This window comes from Streptomyces sp. NPDC015144, from assembly GCF_043079735.1.
Lineage (GTDB): Bacteria > Actinomycetota > Actinomycetes > Streptomycetales > Streptomycetaceae > Streptomyces.
Genome location: NZ_JBIBUU010000007.1, coordinates 300,931 through 316,308 on the forward strand (window position 1 = coordinate 300,931; position 15,378 = coordinate 316,308).

Consider the following 15,378-nt stretch of genomic DNA (forward strand, 5'->3'; position numbering starts at 1 on the left):
TACATGGTCGGGGCGGGTGATGCTCGCCGCATGCGTCCCTTCCACATCGCCCTGGCCGTCCTGGTGGCCGCCGTCTGGGGTGTCAATTTCGTCGTCATCGAGCTCGGCCTCGACCACTTCCCCCCGCTGCTCTTCTCCGCCCTCCGCTTCCTGGCCGCCGCCCTGCCCGCGGTCCTGTTCGTCGGCCCGCCCAAGGTCGCGTGGAAGTGGATCGTGGGTGTCGGGCTGGCCCTCGGGGTCGCGAAGTTCGGCCTGCTCTTCATCGGCATGGACCGGGGCATGCCCGCCGGGCTCTCCTCGCTCGTGCTCCAGGTCCAGGCCGTCTTCACCGCCCTCTTCGCGGCCCTCGCGCTGGGCGAACGGCCGGGCGGAATACGGGTGTTGGGCATGGGAGTGGCACTCGCGGGCATCGGGTTCGCGGCGGTCGACGAGGGCGCGAGCGGGCCCGTGCTCGCCTTCGTCCTGGTGATCGCGGCGGCGGCCTGTTGGGGCGTCTCCAACGTACTGACCCGCAAGGCCGCCCCGCCCGACTCGCTCAACTTCATGGTGTGGGTCTCGACCGTGCCGGTCCTCCCCCTGCTCGGCCTCTCCCTCCTCTTCGAGGGCTGGGACCGGGACCGGGCGGCGCTGGCCGCGCTGGACTGGAGCGGCGCCGGGATCGTCGTCTACGTCGCCTGGATCACCACCGTCTTCGGCTTCGGCGTCTGGGGCTTCCTGCTCCGCCAGTACCCGGCCTCCTCGGTGGCACCGTTCACCCTGCTCGTGCCGGTCTTCGGGATGTCCTCCGCCGCACTGCTGCTGGGCGAGTCGGTGAGCCCGCTGCGGTGGTGCGCGGCGGCCCTGCTGGTCGGCGGGGTGGCCCTGACCTCCCTGGCAGGGGCGCGCCGACCCCGTACGCGGGAGGCGGTGCCCGGCCCCGAGCGGGTCACGGCCGGGCGGTAGCCGCCCGGGCTCAGGACCCGCCGACCGGAGGCTGCCGCGCCAGGAACTCCTCGAAGGCCGCCGCCTGTTGAGGGCTCATGTACCCCTGGCGCGCCTGCCGGGCCCGGTCCCTGAGCCATGCCGCGTCCTCGGCGCCCACCTGCACGGCGACCACCATCCCGCCCCGGACGAAGCTCACCCGCCGTCCGTCACCGCGTACGCAGCGGACGTACGGGCCGTACTCCAGCGGATCGGCCAACGCCTCGACCCGGAGCCGGCCGACCTCCCACACGGGCCCGCCCTCGTCCTCGGCCTCCTCGCCCTCTTCCTCGTCCTGCGGTACGGGTTCGGGCGCGGGAGGCTCGGCGCGGGCCCAGTGCTCCCACTCGGCCACCTTCCCCGCCGGAAACAACACGCTCACCGGCACACCGTGCTCGGCGAGCATGACCTGTTCACCGGTGGACTCGACCAGGGAGACAAGACGTTCGTAGTCGATCGGGGCCGATTCGTACCCGCGCTCCACAACGATCCTCACGGCATCATCCATGGCCCCGGACGCTACCGGCGGCCACCGACAACGGCGGTTCCGTGTGCGTCCGTATGCCAAGCGACCGGCTCCCGGCGGCCGGTTGCGATCAGTCGGCCACCGGTGCGGCGTCGTGGGCCGCCGCGATCCGGTCGACCTGTTCGGCCACTGGTTCGTCACGAGCCCGATCGTGCGATGCCACGCGGGTGGGCGGCCCTGCCCATACCCTGAAGTGACGAGCTGTTCAGAGAGGGGCAAGGCCATGCCGCGCGACGCTACTCCGGACCCGTACACCGACCCGCTCGTTTTCGGGCAACGCATGCAGATCCTCCGGGTGAAGCGAGGCATGTCCCGCCCGGTCGTGGCCGGGCTTCTGGGCATGTCACCTTCGTGGGTGAAACAAGTCGAGACGGGGCAGATCGGCATGCCGCGACTTCCGGTGGTGCTGCGGATCGCCGAGCTGCTGAGGGTGGGGAACCTCTCCGACCTCACCGGAGACCAAAGCGCGACCATCGACCTGTTCATCGGGCCGGGGCACTGCCTTCTTCCGGCGGTACGGGAAGCCGTGAACGCGCTGACCCTGAGCGGGGGGCGCGAAGCGCCGTCGGCCGCGCATCTGGCGGCCCGGCTCGCGACGGCGTGGAACGCGCGGCACAGGGCGCCGAACCACCGCGAGGTCATCGGCGCGTTGCTGCCCGACCTGATCCGCGACGCCCAACTCACCGTCCGGGAGGCCGACTCGGCCGCTGACCGGCGGGCGGCGCAGGCCGTCCTGTCCGAGGTGTACAGCCTCAGCCAGTTCTTCATCGCGTACCAGCCCGACTCGGCGCTGCTGTGGCGGGTGGCCGAGCGCGGAATGGTCGCGGCCCAGGAATCCGAGGACCCGCACGCGATCGGTGTAGCGGCATGGCTGGCCGCACAGGCACACCGTGACGCAGGCCCGGGCCACTTCGACGCGGCGGACAGGGTCACCATGGAGGCACTGGCCCACCTGGGGCAATTCCTTCCCGACGCCGATGACCGCGTGCGCGCGATCGCCGGGGCCCTTCAGTTCGAAGCCGGGTACACGGCTGCTCGCCGGGGTGCGAAGGGGGAGGCGCAGGGCTGGTGGGACAAGGCCAAGTCCATGTCGGAGAAGCTCAGCCCCGGTTACTACCACCCGGTCACCAGCTTCTCGCGGGCCATCATGGGGGCGCACGCCGTCACCATCGCCGTAGAACTCCGCGCGGGCGGCGAGTCCGTACGGCTGGCCGTGGAGGCGGACGCGACCGCCATTCCGTCCCGGCCGAGGCTGGCACGTCACCGCATCGAGGAGGCGCGCGCCTACCAGCTCGACGGGCAGGTGGAGACCGCACTGGCCACACTGGAACGCGCGCACAGGGCCGCCCCGGAGACGATCCGCTACAACGGGTACGCGCGCCGGATCGTGCTGGAGGAGACGGAGTCGCGCATCCCGGCGCGACGGCGACGCGCGGCCGTGCTGGCCGACCAACTCGGCTTGCTTGCCGCCTAGGTCGAACGAGTGGGCGAGGGGCAGGATTCCTGCCCCTCGCTCCATTCACACACTTCTAACGTGCTGAGCTCCAGTCCACACATGGAGCCGAGCATGCCAATGACGATCAAGGTGTACGAGGTCGACCGGCACGGCTTCACGACACGCGTCGTGAAGCCCAAGACCGTGGTCACCCCCGTCGAGTCCGTCCCCATCTGCCACGCGTACCCGGTGTGCCGGTGCAGACGCTGCACCGGCATGACCGGATGGTGCGACTGGCACAAGGGGCCGTCCAGCACCGCCGCTCCGGTCGACGTCATGGGCGAGGCGCCGGGTTCCGTCGTCTCGCGGTACGCGTGCGCACCGTGCCGGGAGCAGCGGGGGATCCGCCTCGCCCCCGAGCAGCCGTGACCGCACCGGTCTGCCGCGCCTACCGCGGCCGCACCTGCCTCTGCCGCATCCGATCCCTTGACGATGACAAGGACCGATCTTGAGCACCTCGCCCGCAGAACCCGTCGAGCCCGTCCAGACGCCGCAGGTCCCGCAGGAACACCAGGACCCGCAGCCGGCCGACTCGAACCCGGTCCTGGAGAACCTGGAGTGGTTGCAGCGGACGCGGGCCGACCGGCTGGCCGCGAGGCGCGGTCAGGGATGAAGAGGGGGCTACCGGGCTACCGCCCCATCGTCCTCAGCAGATAGTCCCGCCCGGCGGTCAGCAGCCCCGGGAGTTCCGCTGCGTTCGGGTGCCAGCGCTTCTCGTACTCCCAGCAGAGCCAGCCGTCCGGGTCGTCCCCGTCCAGCGTCGCGAGGCAGGCCGGGAGGGGGAGCACCCCGGTGCCCAGGAGCATGGGGGTGGTGTCCTGGGCCGAGGCGACGTCCTTGACCTGGACGTAGCCCAGGTGCGGGGCCAGTACGGCGTGGCTGGCTACCGGTTCCTCGCCGGCCAGCCAGGTGTGCATGACGTCCCAGATCGCGCCGACCGAGCCGTGCCCGACCGTTCCGACGATCCGGGCCACGTCGACCCCGGCCCGGTGCGAGTCGTGGGTCTCCAGCAGGAGGCGTACGCCCCGGTCGGCGGCGTGCGGGGCGGCGGCGGCCAAACGGCGGGCGGCGATGGCGTCGGCCTCGGAGGCGGGCAGGCCGCCGCCTCCCGGGAAGACCCGGACGTTCGCCGCGCCCAGGTCGTGCGCCAGGTCGATCAGCCCGGCCAGCTCCGTCAGCACCGGCGCGTCCGCGCCCTCGGCGGCGGCCCGTACGTACCCGGCGACGGTCAGGATCTCCACGCCGCCCTTGCCGAACTCCTCGGCCACGGCGTCCCGTTCGTCCTTCGAGAGGCCCGGGTGCACCGGCTCCTCCGGGTGGGCGCGCAGCTCCACCCCCTGGTAGCCGTGGTCGGCGGCGAGCCGGACGACTTCGGCTACCGGCATCCCGGGCACTCCGAGGGTCGAGAAAGCGAGCTTCACGTGGTGATCCTTTCGCCGTGGTCCGGCCGCCCATCCGGCCCGTGCTCTGCGGGGCTCCCGGAGCGGCCGTCCCAGACTAACCAGCACCCCGGCGGTCGGTGCCCTGCCGGGGCCGCACCACCCGCCCGGCCGCCGCGTCCGCGTGGGCGGGCAGGCTTTCCCGGGGCGGCTACGCCTTGTGGGTCACCCAGAGCATTTCCGCCGGCCAGCGGTGTGCCCAGTCGGGCGGGTCGGTCCGGTTGTAGCCGTTGGCCGTTCCGGGGTCGGGCCGGGGCTCTATGAGGTCGTCGATGACGAGACCCGCGCCGCGCAGGACCCTGATCCAGCCGCCGTAGGTGAGCTGGTAACTGACCGCGCCCTGGCCCTCGTCGATGGCGTCCAGCCCGAAGTAGTCCTGGTGCAGCGTCGTGGTCGCGCGGCTGGCGGTTTCGTCGTAGCAGGCTTCGAACCAGGGGCTGGCGACGTTGAACACGAGGCGCCCACCGGGGCGCAGGACGCGCGCGGCCTGTGGGACGGCCAGGTGCGGGGGCGCCCAGCTGAGCCCGCCGTAGTCGCAGAAGACCAGGTCGAAGCTGTCGGCGGCGAACGGGAGGCGTTCGGCGGCGCCCTGCACCAGCGGATAGCGGGCCGCTCCCATCGCGCGAGCCGCCGCCGTGAGCTGGGCCTCGGACAGGTCGAGCCCGATCACGGTGGCCCCCTCGGCGGCGAGCACCCTGGACCACTGGCCGGCGCCGCAGCCGAGTTCGAGGACGCGCTTGCCGGTGACGTCGCCCAGGGCCCGCAGCTGCGCGTCGGGGATGGCGTACGTGCCCCACAGCCGGGGCGCCGCGCCGATCTGCGGGTCGTGTTCGCGCTGGTAGGAGCCGCTGATCCGATTCCAGAACCGGCGGTTGGCTGAAACGCTGTCCATGCGCCGACCCAAGCACCGCCTGCCGGGGCGGTCAACACGATTGCGCCGCGACGACCGGGAGGCCCTCCCCGGGCCCTCCCCGGTCAAGGCACGAGGCCCCGACTGCCGGGATACGCCGGGTCGTCGGTGATGCGGACCTCCTGGGGCGCGTCCCGGGGGAAGGTCCAGATGCGGCCGGCGGTGCTGATCGCGGTCACCGTCGTGTCGTCCAGGGTGACGGCGTGGAACGGATCGGACCAGTTGGAGACGGCGAGCCACTCCAGGGTGCCCTCGTCGTCGTCCCGGGCCAGGGCGACCCAGCCGATGGAGCCGTGGTGGGCGGATTCCCCCGCCCAGGCGCGGCCCCCCGCGTGGACGTGGGTGGCGAGGGCGGAGTCGATCTCCACCCAGCTTTCGGTGCTCCACTCGGTGGCGCGCAGCTTCTCGGTCCAGTACCAGCTCTCGGCCCGTGGGTCGTCGGGCCGGTCGTGCGGCCGCATGCGCAGCAGGTCCATCACGACGAGGGAGCCGTCGGCGAACACGAGGAAGTCCCCGTCGGGCGCCTCCCGGTCGCGCCACCGCCGACGCACCTGCCGGGCCATGGGCGACATCGTGGCCGGATCGTTCATGCGCGGCATTGTGGCACGCGGCCCCGTGCGGGGGCCGAGGGCGGCCAAGGCCGTCAAGGCCGTCAGGGCTGCCGGGGTGGTCAGGGCTGCCGGGCGATCGACGTGACCGCGCGGCTGGGCAGCGGACTGGAGTAGACGACGCTGGTCGTGACGGAGCCGAGTCCGGCGATACGGCCCGTCGTCGTCTCCAGGTGCCGCATGGAGCGGGCGAGGACCTTCAGTACGAAGCAGTCCTCGCCGGTCACGTGGTGCGCCTCCACGATCTCGGGTGTGGTTGCCAGCAGGTCGTGGAACGGCTTGTAGTTGCCCGTGGGGTAGCGGAGGCGGACGAAGGCCAGGATGTCGAGCCCCAGCCGTTCCGGGTCGACCACGGCGGAGTAGCCGCGGATCGCCCCGCTCTCCTCCAGCCGCCGCACCCGTTCGGTGACGGCGCTGGGCGACATGGACACGGTCCGCGCCAGCTCGGCGTAGCTGGCCCGGCCGTCCTGCTGGAGGGCTTCCAGGATGCGGATGTCGGTCTCGTCGAGGGAAACAATGGCCATGGTCGACGAATACCACGGGATCCCCTGTCGCTGCCGAGGACGGCCGGGGATCTTCGGTTCCGGGCCTCGGTCGCCCCGCATAGCGTTTTCCTCATGACCGCGACCACGATCACGACTGCAGCCATGACCTCGACCTCGACCACACCCCGTACCGCCCCGAGCCCCGCCCTGAGCGTGCCGCCCGCGGCCCCGGCCGAGGCCGCCGCCTTCTTCGCCGCCCGGCTCGCCTTCCAGGCGGACGTCTCGGACGTCCGCGCCTCGCTCGACGCCGGTGACCCGGGCTTCGTCCTCGTCGACTCGCGCGGGGGCGCCGCCTGGGCGCAGGGCCGGGTTCCGGGCGCCCTCCACCTGCCCACCGCCGACATCCCGGACCGGGCCGGGGAGCTGCTCGACCCGGCGGTGCCGGTCATCACCTACTGCTGGGGGCCGGGCTGCGACGGGGCCACCCGCGCGGCGCTCGCCCTCGCCCGGCTCGGCTACCGGGTCAAGGAGATGATCGGCGGCATCGAGTACTGGATCCGTGAGGGCTTCCCCGTCGAGACCCCGGCCGGTGTCGAGCGGCGCGACGCGGATCCGCTGACCGCCCCGGTCGGCTCCGTCAGCTGCGCCTGCTGACGGCGGCCCGGCTGACCGGCGGCCCGGCGGAAGACGCACCGTCCGATCGCCCACAGGGACGGTCCGCGCCAGCAGCCAACCCCCCTGGTTCTGGCCCGAGTTCCAGGGGCGCCGGACCGGGACCCGGCCGCCCCGAAAACCGAGGCGCGGTGGGCCCCGGCGTGTGATGATCATTTCGGTGCGCCGGGGCCGCCGGTGCTCCATCACACCCTTGGGGGTAGCAATGAGCCTGTTCTCCGGACGCCCGGTACGACTCAGATCCGGTGCCGCCGCAGTGGTGGCGGCCGGTCTGCTGGCCGTCGGCCTCGCCGTGCCCGCGTTCGCCGCCGACGACCCGTCGCAGACCGACCAGTTGTGGATCAACGAGACGTCCGAGCTGACGCTTCCGCTCGGCATCGACGGCGGTCAGCCGCAGTCCCGCACGGTCGACATCGGCCTCTCCCACGACAACGACAACTTCACGGTGACCGACGGGAGGCTCGCCGTCGACGTCTCCGGTCTCGCCGGGGTCGCCGAGGTGACCTGGCCCGACAACTGCACGCCGAGCGGGACGAGCGCGGTGTGCGACGTCCCCGTGGTGCCCGTGATCGGGGACGGCTACCACCGGCAGGTGTCCCTGACGGTGCGCGCGGCCGACGGCGCCGAGGTCGGCGCGCGGGGCAGGATCACCTACGAGGCGACGGCGACCGGCGGACCCGACGGCACGCTCTCCGCCCCGCACGACAGCTTCGACACCACGCTCACCGTCGGCTCCGGGCCCGACCTCGCCATCAACCCCGTCCCCGCCGTCGAGAAGGGACGCCCCGGCGACGAGCGGACGATCCCGTTCAAGGTCACCAACAACGGCAACGAGAGCGCGCACGGATTCACCGTCACCCTCTCCGCCTCGTACGGTCTGACGGACCTGACCCGGTACGGTGCCTGCGCCTACACCACGACGGACGGCACCGACTACGCCCCGATGGCCCACGCCACCTGCACGTTCGACCAGGTGCTGGCGCCGGGGGACTCCTTCGAGCTGCCCGAGCCGCTGACGGTGCGGCTCGCCCCGCACGCGCTGAACGAGCGGCTCGACATCGACGTCCAGCCGCGTGGCGGCGCCCAGGACACCGAATCCGAGAACAACTACACGGTCGTTCCCCTCGGCGCCGAGAACACCGCGGACTTCTCCGTGACCGGTGACGCCGTCTCCGGCGCCGCGGGCGAGACGCGCACCGCCGAACTCACCTTCACGAACAACGGTCCGGCCTGGTTCGGCAACCTCGGCTCCGGCGACCCGGTCGCCCAGGTCCGGCTGATCGTGCCCCAGGGCACCACGGTCACCGGCGCACCGTCCGGCTGCACCCCCCGCACCCTCACCGGCGGCTACTACCCGAACCGGGCGGGCGCCCCGCGCTACGACTGCTCCCTGCGGTACTGGGTGATGGAGGACACGCAGCGCACCTTCGCGTTCTCCGTGCGCATCGACACCGTGGTGCCCGGCGCGACCGGTGCCGTGAGCATCCACCCCGTCTTCGGCGAGTTCGGCACGTACCCCTTCGACTTCGACCCGGACCTCGCGAACAACACGGCCCTGCTGGCCGTCAACTGACCGGCCGTGGGGGCGGGGCGGCCCGCCCCGCCCCCACGTACCCGGACGGCGGTCCGGCCCCCTTCAGTCCCGTTCGGCCGCGCATTCGGCGGAGAACGCGCAGAGGGCCGCCCGGTCCGGGCGGCCCGTCTTGCTCAGCAGGCTTGCCATGTGTTTCTCCACGGTGCGCGGTGAGATCGACAGCCGCCGGGCGATCTGCTGGTTGCCCGGCCGCTCCGCCAGCAGGACGAAGACCTCGTACTCGCGCGGCGTCACCCCGTTCGTCCGCAGCAGGGCGGGGATCCGGTCCCAGCCGCCCCGGTGCTGGCCCACGCTGGCCCCCGCCTGACGCAGCGCCGCCCGGCACGCGGCGGCCACCGGCTGGATGCCCGCGCCGTAGAAGTGCTCCTCCGCCGTCCGCAGCCAGCCCACCGGCTCCCCCCAGCCCTCGTCCAGCGCCGCCCCGGCGACCAGCCGCAGCCCCAGATGGCGAGCGAGCGGGAAGGCGGCGGCCTCGTCGAAGGCCGACCCGATCGTCTCCCCCGCCAGCTCCGTCCGGCCCGCCCGGCCGTGCAGGACGCCCTCGGCCAGCCGCAGGAACAGCTGGTTCCAGGCCAGGTCCGCGCCGGGGCTCGCCAGGATCGCGTTCAGCTCCGCCCGGCCGCCCAGCCCGCCCCGCCGTTCGATGATCCGCAGCAGCGGGCGCAGCCCGTAACGCCCGCTCAGGTAGAAGAAACTGGGATGTTCGCGCTCCCAGGCCAGCGAGGAGTCCAGCGCCTCCAGCGCACTCTCCCGGTCCTCCTCCAGCAGCGCCGCGAAGGCCCGGCAGAGCCCCAGTTGCAGCGGCACGAGCAGGGACTCCTCACCGCCCGCCCGGCGGAACCGGGCCAGCGCCCGGTCCAGGTCCCGTCTTCGGCCCCGGTGCGCGGCCAGCGTCGCCGAGGCGAGCAGCAGATAGCGGTGCGCCCCTAGATTGCGGACCCGGGCGCTGGCCGCCAGCGACCGCTCGATGATCGCGTGCGCGCCGTCCCACTCGCCCCGCATCACCGCGTTCATGGCGAGCAGCCCGTCCACGGTCTGCGTCGGCACCAGCGCGCCGAGCGACTGGGCGGCGGTCCGGGCCGTCTCCAGCCGGACCGGGTCGCCGGTCCGCATGAACGTGTTGGCGCCGAGCCGGACCAGCGCCTCCACCCGCCACACCGGCAGGGCGTGCTGCTCGGAGACGGCGAGCATCCGCTCCAGGCACGCGTCGGCCTCGTCGAAACCGCGCTCCCGGGCCAGTAGCGCCAGCAACTGCCAGGCCTGGCACGCGACCACGGGCAGGCTCCGCTCCTCCGCGACGGCGGCGGCCCGGCGCGCGGCCTCCTGCGCCCGTTCCTGCCGCCCGTCGCCCGCCCGGCCGGGCAGCAGGGCGAGGTGCCCCTCCACCACGTCGAGCGCCGCCGCCGGCTCGGGCCCGACCGCCGCGCCGAACATGGACCGCGCGGTACGGATCTGCCCGGCCGCCTCGTCCACCCGCTCCGCCATCACCGCCGCCCAGGCGATCCGGACATGGGCCTCGCCGCGCTGCTCGGCGGCGTCGGAGCACGGCGGTACCGGGGGCAGCTCCGCGGTCAGCGACAGGGCCGTGTCCAGCTCACCGGCCTCCGCGTGGGCGATCGCCAGGGACTCCGTGATGGACCGCAGATCGCTCTCGTGGGCGAGCGCGCGGGCCCGCTCCAGCAGCGTCACCGCCGAACCGGACGCGCCCGCCGCCAGCATCCGCCGCCCGACCCCGGCGAACTGCCGGGCGGCACCGTGCCGGTCGCCCCCGGCCAGTTGCAGCGTCGCCATCAACTGCCGCTGCTCGTCGCCGAGCCGGTTCTCCACCCCGGCCAGGGCCAGGGCCGCCCGGCGCGCCGTCGCCGCCCGCTCCGCCGGGGCCAGCGACGCCACCAGGGCCTCGGCGGTCAGTGTGTGCCGGAAGGTGTAGCGGTCGGGGTCCGCCCCGTCGGGGGCGATGATGTTGGCCTCCACGGCGGCGCGCAGATGGCTGAAGAGCGTACGGTCGTCGAAGCCGGTGACGATCTGGAGCACGGTCACCGAGAACTGGCTGCCCAACGTCGCCGCGCACAGCAGCAGTTCGCGTACCGGCTCGTCGAACCGGTCCAGCCGCCGCGACCAGCTGCGCACCACCCCGGTCGGCACCGAGGCGTCCGGGTTGGCGTGCTCCTCCCACCGGTCGTCGGTCCGGCGCAGCTGCCCCGAGTCCAGCAGATCGGCGAGGAGCACCTCCACCAGGTACGGATTGCCGCCCGCCCGGTCCGCCAGCCGCTCGTGGGTCGCCGGCGGCACCTCGTCCGGGCGCGCTTCCAGGCAGGAGGCGATCATCTCCCGTACGTCCGGGTCGCCGAGCGGGGCCAGCTCCCGCACCGTGGCGACCTGCCGCTGTTCCGCCGAGCGCACCAGGTCCAGCGCGGCGCCGGGCTCCGGGCGCAGCGTCCCCAGCAGCAGGACCGGCAGGTCCGCCACGTTGTCGATGACGTACTCGACCACCGCGATGGTCTCGGTGTCGGAGTCGTGCAGGTCCTCCAGCAGGATCACGCAGCCGTGCTCCTGGCCGAGAACCGACAGCAGCCGCAGCAGCGCCTCGGCCAGCTCCACCACCGTCTCCGGATAGCCGGGCGCCGAGCCCTGGCGCCACTCCGGCACCAGCCGGGCCAGCGCCGGACGGTACGGGTCCAGTTCCGGGTCGGTGGGGGTGCCGGCCGCCCGGAACCGGGACGACAACGCCTCGATCAGCGGGCGGAACGGCACCACCAGCCCCGTCGACGTGGCCCGGCCGCGCAGCACCGGCATGCCCCGCTCGTACGCCCGGTAGGCGCACTCGCCGGCCAGCCGGGACTTGCCGATGCCCGCCTCCCCGACGAAGAGGACGGCCCGGCCCGAACCCCGCGACGCGGCGTACAGGGCGTTGCTCAGCAGGTCGGTCTCAGCGACACGCCCGGCAATCACCGACGAAGTGGCACGCATGTGCGCAGGCTACTTGAGTCGATGACTACCGGTCAGCGTGTCAAGTCGCTTGATCTCAAACGGAATTGGCTGAAATTTGGGTTCTCAGTTCCAGGTCATCGTGGTCCAGGGCAGGTCCCCGGTCATCTCGCCCACGGTGTCGGCGGCGCCGAGGATTCTGCTCCGCAGCCCGAGGCGGCCACCCGCGCCCAGGGCTATTCCACCCACGGGGTGCTCGTTGCCGGCGTCGTCGAGCTCGACGGAGCGGAAGGCGGAAGCTTCGGTGGTCTGCATGGTCTGCCTCTTCTCATTTCGTGGGAGGTTGGTCGTGCGCGAGTGGTTCGTGAGGGGCGCGTGGGTGGTGCGTGAGTGGTTCGTTGGTGGTGCGTGGGTCGTGCGCGAGTGGTTCGTTAGCGGTGCGTGGGTCGTGCGCGAGTGGTGCGACGAGGGGTGAACGTGAGAGGGGAGGGGGCTCACGGACCCGCGAGCAGCAGCACCGACGGCACCCGGTCGGGGAACCCGGCCCGCAGCAGCCCGTGCCCGATCCCCGCGAGCCCGGTCAGCAGCCCCGGATGCGGCACCTGGCCGGGAGTCCCGCAGCGCGGCTCCGTACGGTCGGCCGCCGCGAGCAGCGCCCCGGCCCGCTCCACCCAGCGGGTGCGGGCCCCGGCCGGTTCGCCCAGGCGCAGCAGTTCGAGGACGCCGAGCTCGCCGTGGCACAGGCTGTCGTCCGGCGGTGGCGCGGCCTCGGCGATGTCCGCCGCGGCCCGGTGCGCCCAGCCGGACAGCTCCGGGTCGGCGCGGGCCGCCGGGCTGTCCAGCACCGCCAGCGCCACACCCGTCCGCCCCCGGCACCAGGAGGCGCTCCGGTCCACCGCCCCGGTCGCGGCCCGCAGCGCGGCGAGCCCCGAGGCGCGGTACGGTTCGCCGCCGCCCGCCCCGGCGAACCGCAGCAGCGCCCAGCCGACCCCGGCGGACCCGTCGGCGAAGCCGGGCGCCTCGGGCAGCGGTGCCCCGCGCAGCGCCCCGGCGCAGCGCTCCGCCGCCCGCCACACGTCGTCCCGGCCGGTGATCCGGTACCCGGTGAGCAGCGCGGCGAGCCCGCCGGCCGTGCCCGCGCGCACCCCGCGCTCCTGTTCTGCGGCGGCCGCCGCACCCGTCAACCGCAGGGCGGGCGGCACCAGTTCGGCCAGGCGCGGGTCGTCCAGGATGTCCGAGACCTGGGCGAGCGCGTACGCGATCCCGCCGATCCCGGCGAAGGCGCCCGAGCCCACCGCGCCCAGATCGTCCGGGCGGGTGTGCAGCAGGTCCAGCAGCCCGGCGAGCGGGGAGAGCGCGGCCCGGGCGGCGGTGGCGTACCGGTCCGCCCCGGTGAGCGCGGCGAGCTGGGCCAGGAAGCACGCCGTACCGGTGTAGCCGCCCGCCAGATCGGCGGCCATCGGCGTCAGCCGCCAGTACCGCTCGTCGAGCAGCTCCAGGCCGATCCAGTTCAGCCGGGCCTCGCCCGCGTACCCCTGGGAGACCAGCTCGTCCCCGACCGACCGGGCCGCCGCGAGGAGCTGCTCCGGCTCCGGGGCGGTCGCGGCGGTACGGGCCCGGCGCGGGCCGGAGCGCGACACATGGGCGGGCTCGCGCGAGGTGGTCACCATCGCGGCCCGGATGATCCGTTCCTGGTCGTGCCGGTCCACCGTGTCCATCGCCGAGAGCTTCGACCGGACCAGGCAGAGGCCGGTGTCCGCGAGGGTGCCGGGCAGCAGCCGGCCGGTCCCGCTCCACAGGTCGGCGCGCTCGGGCAGGGCGGTGAAGAGGGGGACGTCGCCCGCCCACAGCTGGGCGATCTCCTCGTCCAGGATGCCGGGCAGCGCGGCGGAGCCCAGGGTGCCGGTGCCCAGGAGGGCGAGCACCCGGTGGCGTTCGGCGGCGTCCTTCATCAGGTCCGGGTGGGTCGACTCGTCCAGCAGCGAGGCGTAGATCCAGGTGGGGCGCGCCACCACCCGCACCTCGTCATGGGCGAAGCGGTCCAACGGGCCACCCGGGCGCAGGAGTTCGGCACGGGCCCGCATGAGCGCGGTGTACCCGGCGCGGAACCCGGCGCACAGGGCGCGGGTGAAGGCGGACGGGTCCGCGGGCGTTCCGGTCAGCCGGGGCCGGTTCGCGGAGCCGCCGATCCGGCCCGCCCGGCGCACCAGCCGCATCCGGTCGGTCCCCGCGTCGGCCCAGTCGACCCCGCACACCGGGGACTCGGCCGCCTGCCCGCCGCCGATCCCGGACATGTCGAGCGCCGACTCGTCGCCGACGAGCAGTTGCGGCAGGAGCCCCACCCGGTGCACCGAGCGGTGCAGGGCGCGGGCCGCCGGATCGTCCGAGGTGGCGACGGGCAGCGGCGGGTGGAACAGCGTCTCCACGTCCACGAGGACCGGGTACTCGCCGTCCGCGATCAGGTTCTCGTGGTGCAGATCGGTGCCGTCCAGCACGTGCAGCAGGGCCAGCAGCGCGCCCTGGCGCCGGTAGAAGGCGTCGACCTGGCGGGCCGCGTGGCAGGGCCGCTCCGCGACGAACTCCACCCAGCCGTACGGGCCCCGGTCCAGCAGGGCGAGGGCGCGCAGCCCGGGGGTGCCGGGCAGGGTGTTGAACCACTGGACCAGCTCGTTGAAGTGCCGGTGCGCGGCGAGCGGGCGCGGCTTGTAGACGAGCCGGGCACCGTTCTCGAACCGGAGCAGCATCACGGTGCGCCCGCCCCGGTGGCCGTCCCCGGCGCCGGGCTCGACGCCCACCAGCCGGCTCTCCTCGGCCGCCGTGCCCCAGGGGGCGCGGACTCCGGGCAGCGAGGACCGGTCGGTGGCGTACCGGGCGAGCATCTCGGCGAGTGCGGCGGCGGCGTCGAGCGCGGTGCGGGCCAGGATCCGGGCCAGTACGGGGTACCCGGCGCAGAGCGCGGCCAGCCCGGACCGGGCGCCGGTGCGCCGCAGGAAGTCGGTGAACCGCGCCTCGGGGCCGTCCCCGGTCAGCCGCCCCTCGCGCCGCGCCGTGTGCAGCTCCAGGACCAGGGTGCGGGCGGCCTGGCGGGCGAGGCGCCGGGCGAGGTGGCGCTCGAAGTCGGCCTGCACGGCGTCCAGATCGGCCCACCGATCCAGCCGCCGGGGCAGCCCGTCCCGTAACCGCCGGGCCGCGTGGACGGTGAACGGGGCCACCACGTGCTCGAAGCCGCGCAGCCCCGACAGGTCCTCGCGGTCGTCGATCGCCACCCGCTCGGGCGCCTCCGTGACCGCCTCTTCGGCGAACACCGCCCAGTCCGGGGTAAGTTCGGGCGACGGGCGGCTGTCCGCCGGTAAGGCGTCGGTCAGCGCGGGGCGCCACCACGGGCCGTCGGCGGACACGGTCCCCGGCAGTCCGGACGGGGCGGCGGAGGGAACCGCCGGCCCGGCCGGACATGACGCGGAAGCGACACGGGGCCGCTCGTCGCCGCCCGCACGGATCTTCTGGATCTTCGCCATCGCACCTCCTCGGTCCGGCGCCGGCACCACCGGTTTCGCCGCGCCCCATACTTCCGGCGCGGCCCCCGGGGTGCATGGGGGCAACACCCCCATCTTTCCTTCCCCGCCCCGAACGGTGCCCGGGGCCCTTGTCCGCCCGCTCGCCGGTCGCCCAGACTGACGGACGGATCGCGGCAACGAGGCTGCTGCGTACAGGACTTGAGCGGGCCGACGGTCGAACGGCCAGAACGCGAACGGTCATGACTC

14 protein-coding genes are annotated in these 15,378 nt (G+C 73.9%); 6 read left to right on the forward strand and 8 right to left on the reverse strand.

What is annotated here, in order from left to right:
• Window positions 1–30: 30 nt before the first annotated feature.
• On the forward strand, window positions 31–942 hold the full coding sequence (locus tag ACF08W_RS15470; RefSeq protein WP_392279497.1) for an EamA family transporter: 912 nt from the start codon (window positions 31–33) through the stop codon (window positions 940–942).
• Window positions 943–952: 10 nt separating this feature from the next.
• On the opposite strand, the gene ACF08W_RS15475 is transcribed toward ACF08W_RS15470, so the two are convergent.
• Window positions 953–1,456: a type II toxin-antitoxin system Phd/YefM family antitoxin gene (locus tag ACF08W_RS15475; protein ID WP_392279498.1), complete on the reverse strand. Its 504-nt coding sequence runs from the start codon at window positions 1,454–1,456 to the stop codon at window positions 953–955.
• 253 nt (window positions 1,457–1,709) lie between these two features.
• Between ACF08W_RS15475 and ACF08W_RS15480 the strand changes: the two genes are divergently transcribed.
• The 3 genes from ACF08W_RS15480 to ACF08W_RS15490 all read left to right on the forward strand — a co-directional run bounded on the left by ACF08W_RS15480 (window position 1,710) and on the right by ACF08W_RS15490 (window position 3,594).
• Complete coding sequence (locus ACF08W_RS15480; protein WP_392279499.1) at window positions 1,710–2,960, forward strand: helix-turn-helix domain-containing protein; 1,251 nt, start codon at window positions 1,710–1,712, stop codon at window positions 2,958–2,960.
• 93 nt (window positions 2,961–3,053) lie between these two features.
• Window positions 3,054–3,350: a hypothetical protein gene (locus ACF08W_RS15485; protein WP_392279500.1), complete on the forward strand. Its 297-nt coding sequence runs from the start codon at window positions 3,054–3,056 to the stop codon at window positions 3,348–3,350.
• A 79-nt stretch (window positions 3,351–3,429) separates the two neighbouring features.
• Window positions 3,430–3,594, forward strand: coding sequence for a hypothetical protein (locus ACF08W_RS15490; protein WP_392279501.1), 165 nt, complete (start codon window positions 3,430–3,432; stop codon window positions 3,592–3,594).
• Between the two features lie 16 nt (window positions 3,595–3,610).
• On the opposite strand, the gene ACF08W_RS15495 is transcribed toward ACF08W_RS15490, so the two are convergent.
• From ACF08W_RS15495 to ACF08W_RS15510, 4 genes are all read right to left on the reverse strand, one after another.
• Window positions 3,611–4,402 (reverse strand): sugar phosphate isomerase/epimerase family protein, encoded by a 792-nt coding sequence (locus ACF08W_RS15495; RefSeq protein ID WP_352273871.1) that lies wholly within the window; start codon window positions 4,400–4,402, stop codon window positions 3,611–3,613.
• A gap of 169 nt (window positions 4,403–4,571) precedes the next feature.
• Window positions 4,572–5,312 carry a class I SAM-dependent methyltransferase gene (locus ACF08W_RS15500; RefSeq protein WP_385210167.1) on the reverse strand — a complete coding sequence of 247 codons (741 nt, stop codon included), beginning with the start codon at window positions 5,310–5,312 and terminating at the stop codon, window positions 4,572–4,574.
• An 83-nt stretch (window positions 5,313–5,395) separates the two neighbouring features.
• A complete protein-coding gene (locus ACF08W_RS15505) occupies window positions 5,396–5,920 on the reverse strand; it encodes a hypothetical protein (RefSeq protein WP_385210169.1) in 525 nt (174 codons plus the stop codon).
• A gap of 80 nt (window positions 5,921–6,000) precedes the next feature.
• Window positions 6,001–6,462 carry an Lrp/AsnC family transcriptional regulator gene (locus tag ACF08W_RS15510; protein ID WP_392279502.1) on the reverse strand — a complete coding sequence of 154 codons (462 nt, stop codon included), beginning with the start codon at window positions 6,460–6,462 and terminating at the stop codon, window positions 6,001–6,003.
• Between the two features lie 123 nt (window positions 6,463–6,585).
• Between ACF08W_RS15510 and ACF08W_RS15515 the strand changes: the two genes are divergently transcribed.
• Window positions 6,586–7,077 (forward strand): rhodanese-like domain-containing protein, encoded by a 492-nt coding sequence (locus ACF08W_RS15515; protein ID WP_392279540.1) that lies wholly within the window; start codon window positions 6,586–6,588, stop codon window positions 7,075–7,077.
• A gap of 223 nt (window positions 7,078–7,300) precedes the next feature.
• Window positions 7,301–8,668: a hypothetical protein gene (locus ACF08W_RS15520; protein ID WP_392279503.1), complete on the forward strand. Its 1,368-nt coding sequence runs from the start codon at window positions 7,301–7,303 to the stop codon at window positions 8,666–8,668.
• Between the two features lie 63 nt (window positions 8,669–8,731).
• Here ACF08W_RS15520 and ACF08W_RS15525 read toward each other — a convergent pair whose 3' ends face one another.
• The 3 genes from ACF08W_RS15525 to ACF08W_RS15535 form a co-directional block, all read right to left on the reverse strand.
• Window positions 8,732–11,659, reverse strand: coding sequence for an AAA family ATPase (locus tag ACF08W_RS15525; protein ID WP_392279504.1), 2,928 nt, complete (start codon window positions 11,657–11,659; stop codon window positions 8,732–8,734).
• Between the two features lie 84 nt (window positions 11,660–11,743).
• Window positions 11,744–11,932: a hypothetical protein gene (locus ACF08W_RS15530; RefSeq protein WP_352273875.1), complete on the reverse strand. Its 189-nt coding sequence runs from the start codon at window positions 11,930–11,932 to the stop codon at window positions 11,744–11,746.
• Between the two features lie 179 nt (window positions 11,933–12,111).
• Window positions 12,112–15,132 carry a type 2 lanthipeptide synthetase LanM family protein gene (locus tag ACF08W_RS15535; RefSeq protein ID WP_392279505.1) on the reverse strand — a complete coding sequence of 1,007 codons (3,021 nt, stop codon included), beginning with the start codon at window positions 15,130–15,132 and terminating at the stop codon, window positions 12,112–12,114.
• Window positions 15,133–15,378: the final 246 nt, after the last annotated feature.

Coding starts and splice junctions, on each gene's coding strand:
- ACF08W_RS15515 (WP_392279540.1), top strand. CDS start 6,586: ATGACCTCGACCTCGACCACACCCCGTACCGCCCCGAGCCCCGCCCTG.
- ACF08W_RS15470 (WP_392279497.1), top strand. CDS start 31: ATGCGTCCCTTCCACATCGCCCTGGCCGTCCTGGTGGCCGCCGTCTGG.
- ACF08W_RS15485 (WP_392279500.1), top strand. CDS start 3,054: ATGCCAATGACGATCAAGGTGTACGAGGTCGACCGGCACGGCTTCACG.
- ACF08W_RS15520 (WP_392279503.1), top strand. CDS start 7,301: ATGAGCCTGTTCTCCGGACGCCCGGTACGACTCAGATCCGGTGCCGCC.
- ACF08W_RS15480 (WP_392279499.1), top strand. CDS start 1,710: ATGCCGCGCGACGCTACTCCGGACCCGTACACCGACCCGCTCGTTTTC.
- ACF08W_RS15505 (WP_385210169.1), bottom strand. CDS start 5,920: ATGAACGATCCGGCCACGATGTCGCCCATGGCCCGGCAGGTGCGTCGG.
- ACF08W_RS15525 (WP_392279504.1), bottom strand. CDS start 11,659: ATGCGTGCCACTTCGTCGGTGATTGCCGGGCGTGTCGCTGAGACCGAC.
- ACF08W_RS15535 (WP_392279505.1), bottom strand. CDS start 15,132: ATGGCGAAGATCCAGAAGATCCGTGCGGGCGGCGACGAGCGGCCCCGT.
- ACF08W_RS15530 (WP_352273875.1), bottom strand. CDS start 11,932: ATGCAGACCACCGAAGCTTCCGCCTTCCGCTCCGTCGAGCTCGACGAC.
- ACF08W_RS15500 (WP_385210167.1), bottom strand. CDS start 5,312: ATGGACAGCGTTTCAGCCAACCGCCGGTTCTGGAATCGGATCAGCGGC.
- ACF08W_RS15510 (WP_392279502.1), bottom strand. CDS start 6,462: ATGGCCATTGTTTCCCTCGACGAGACCGACATCCGCATCCTGGAAGCC.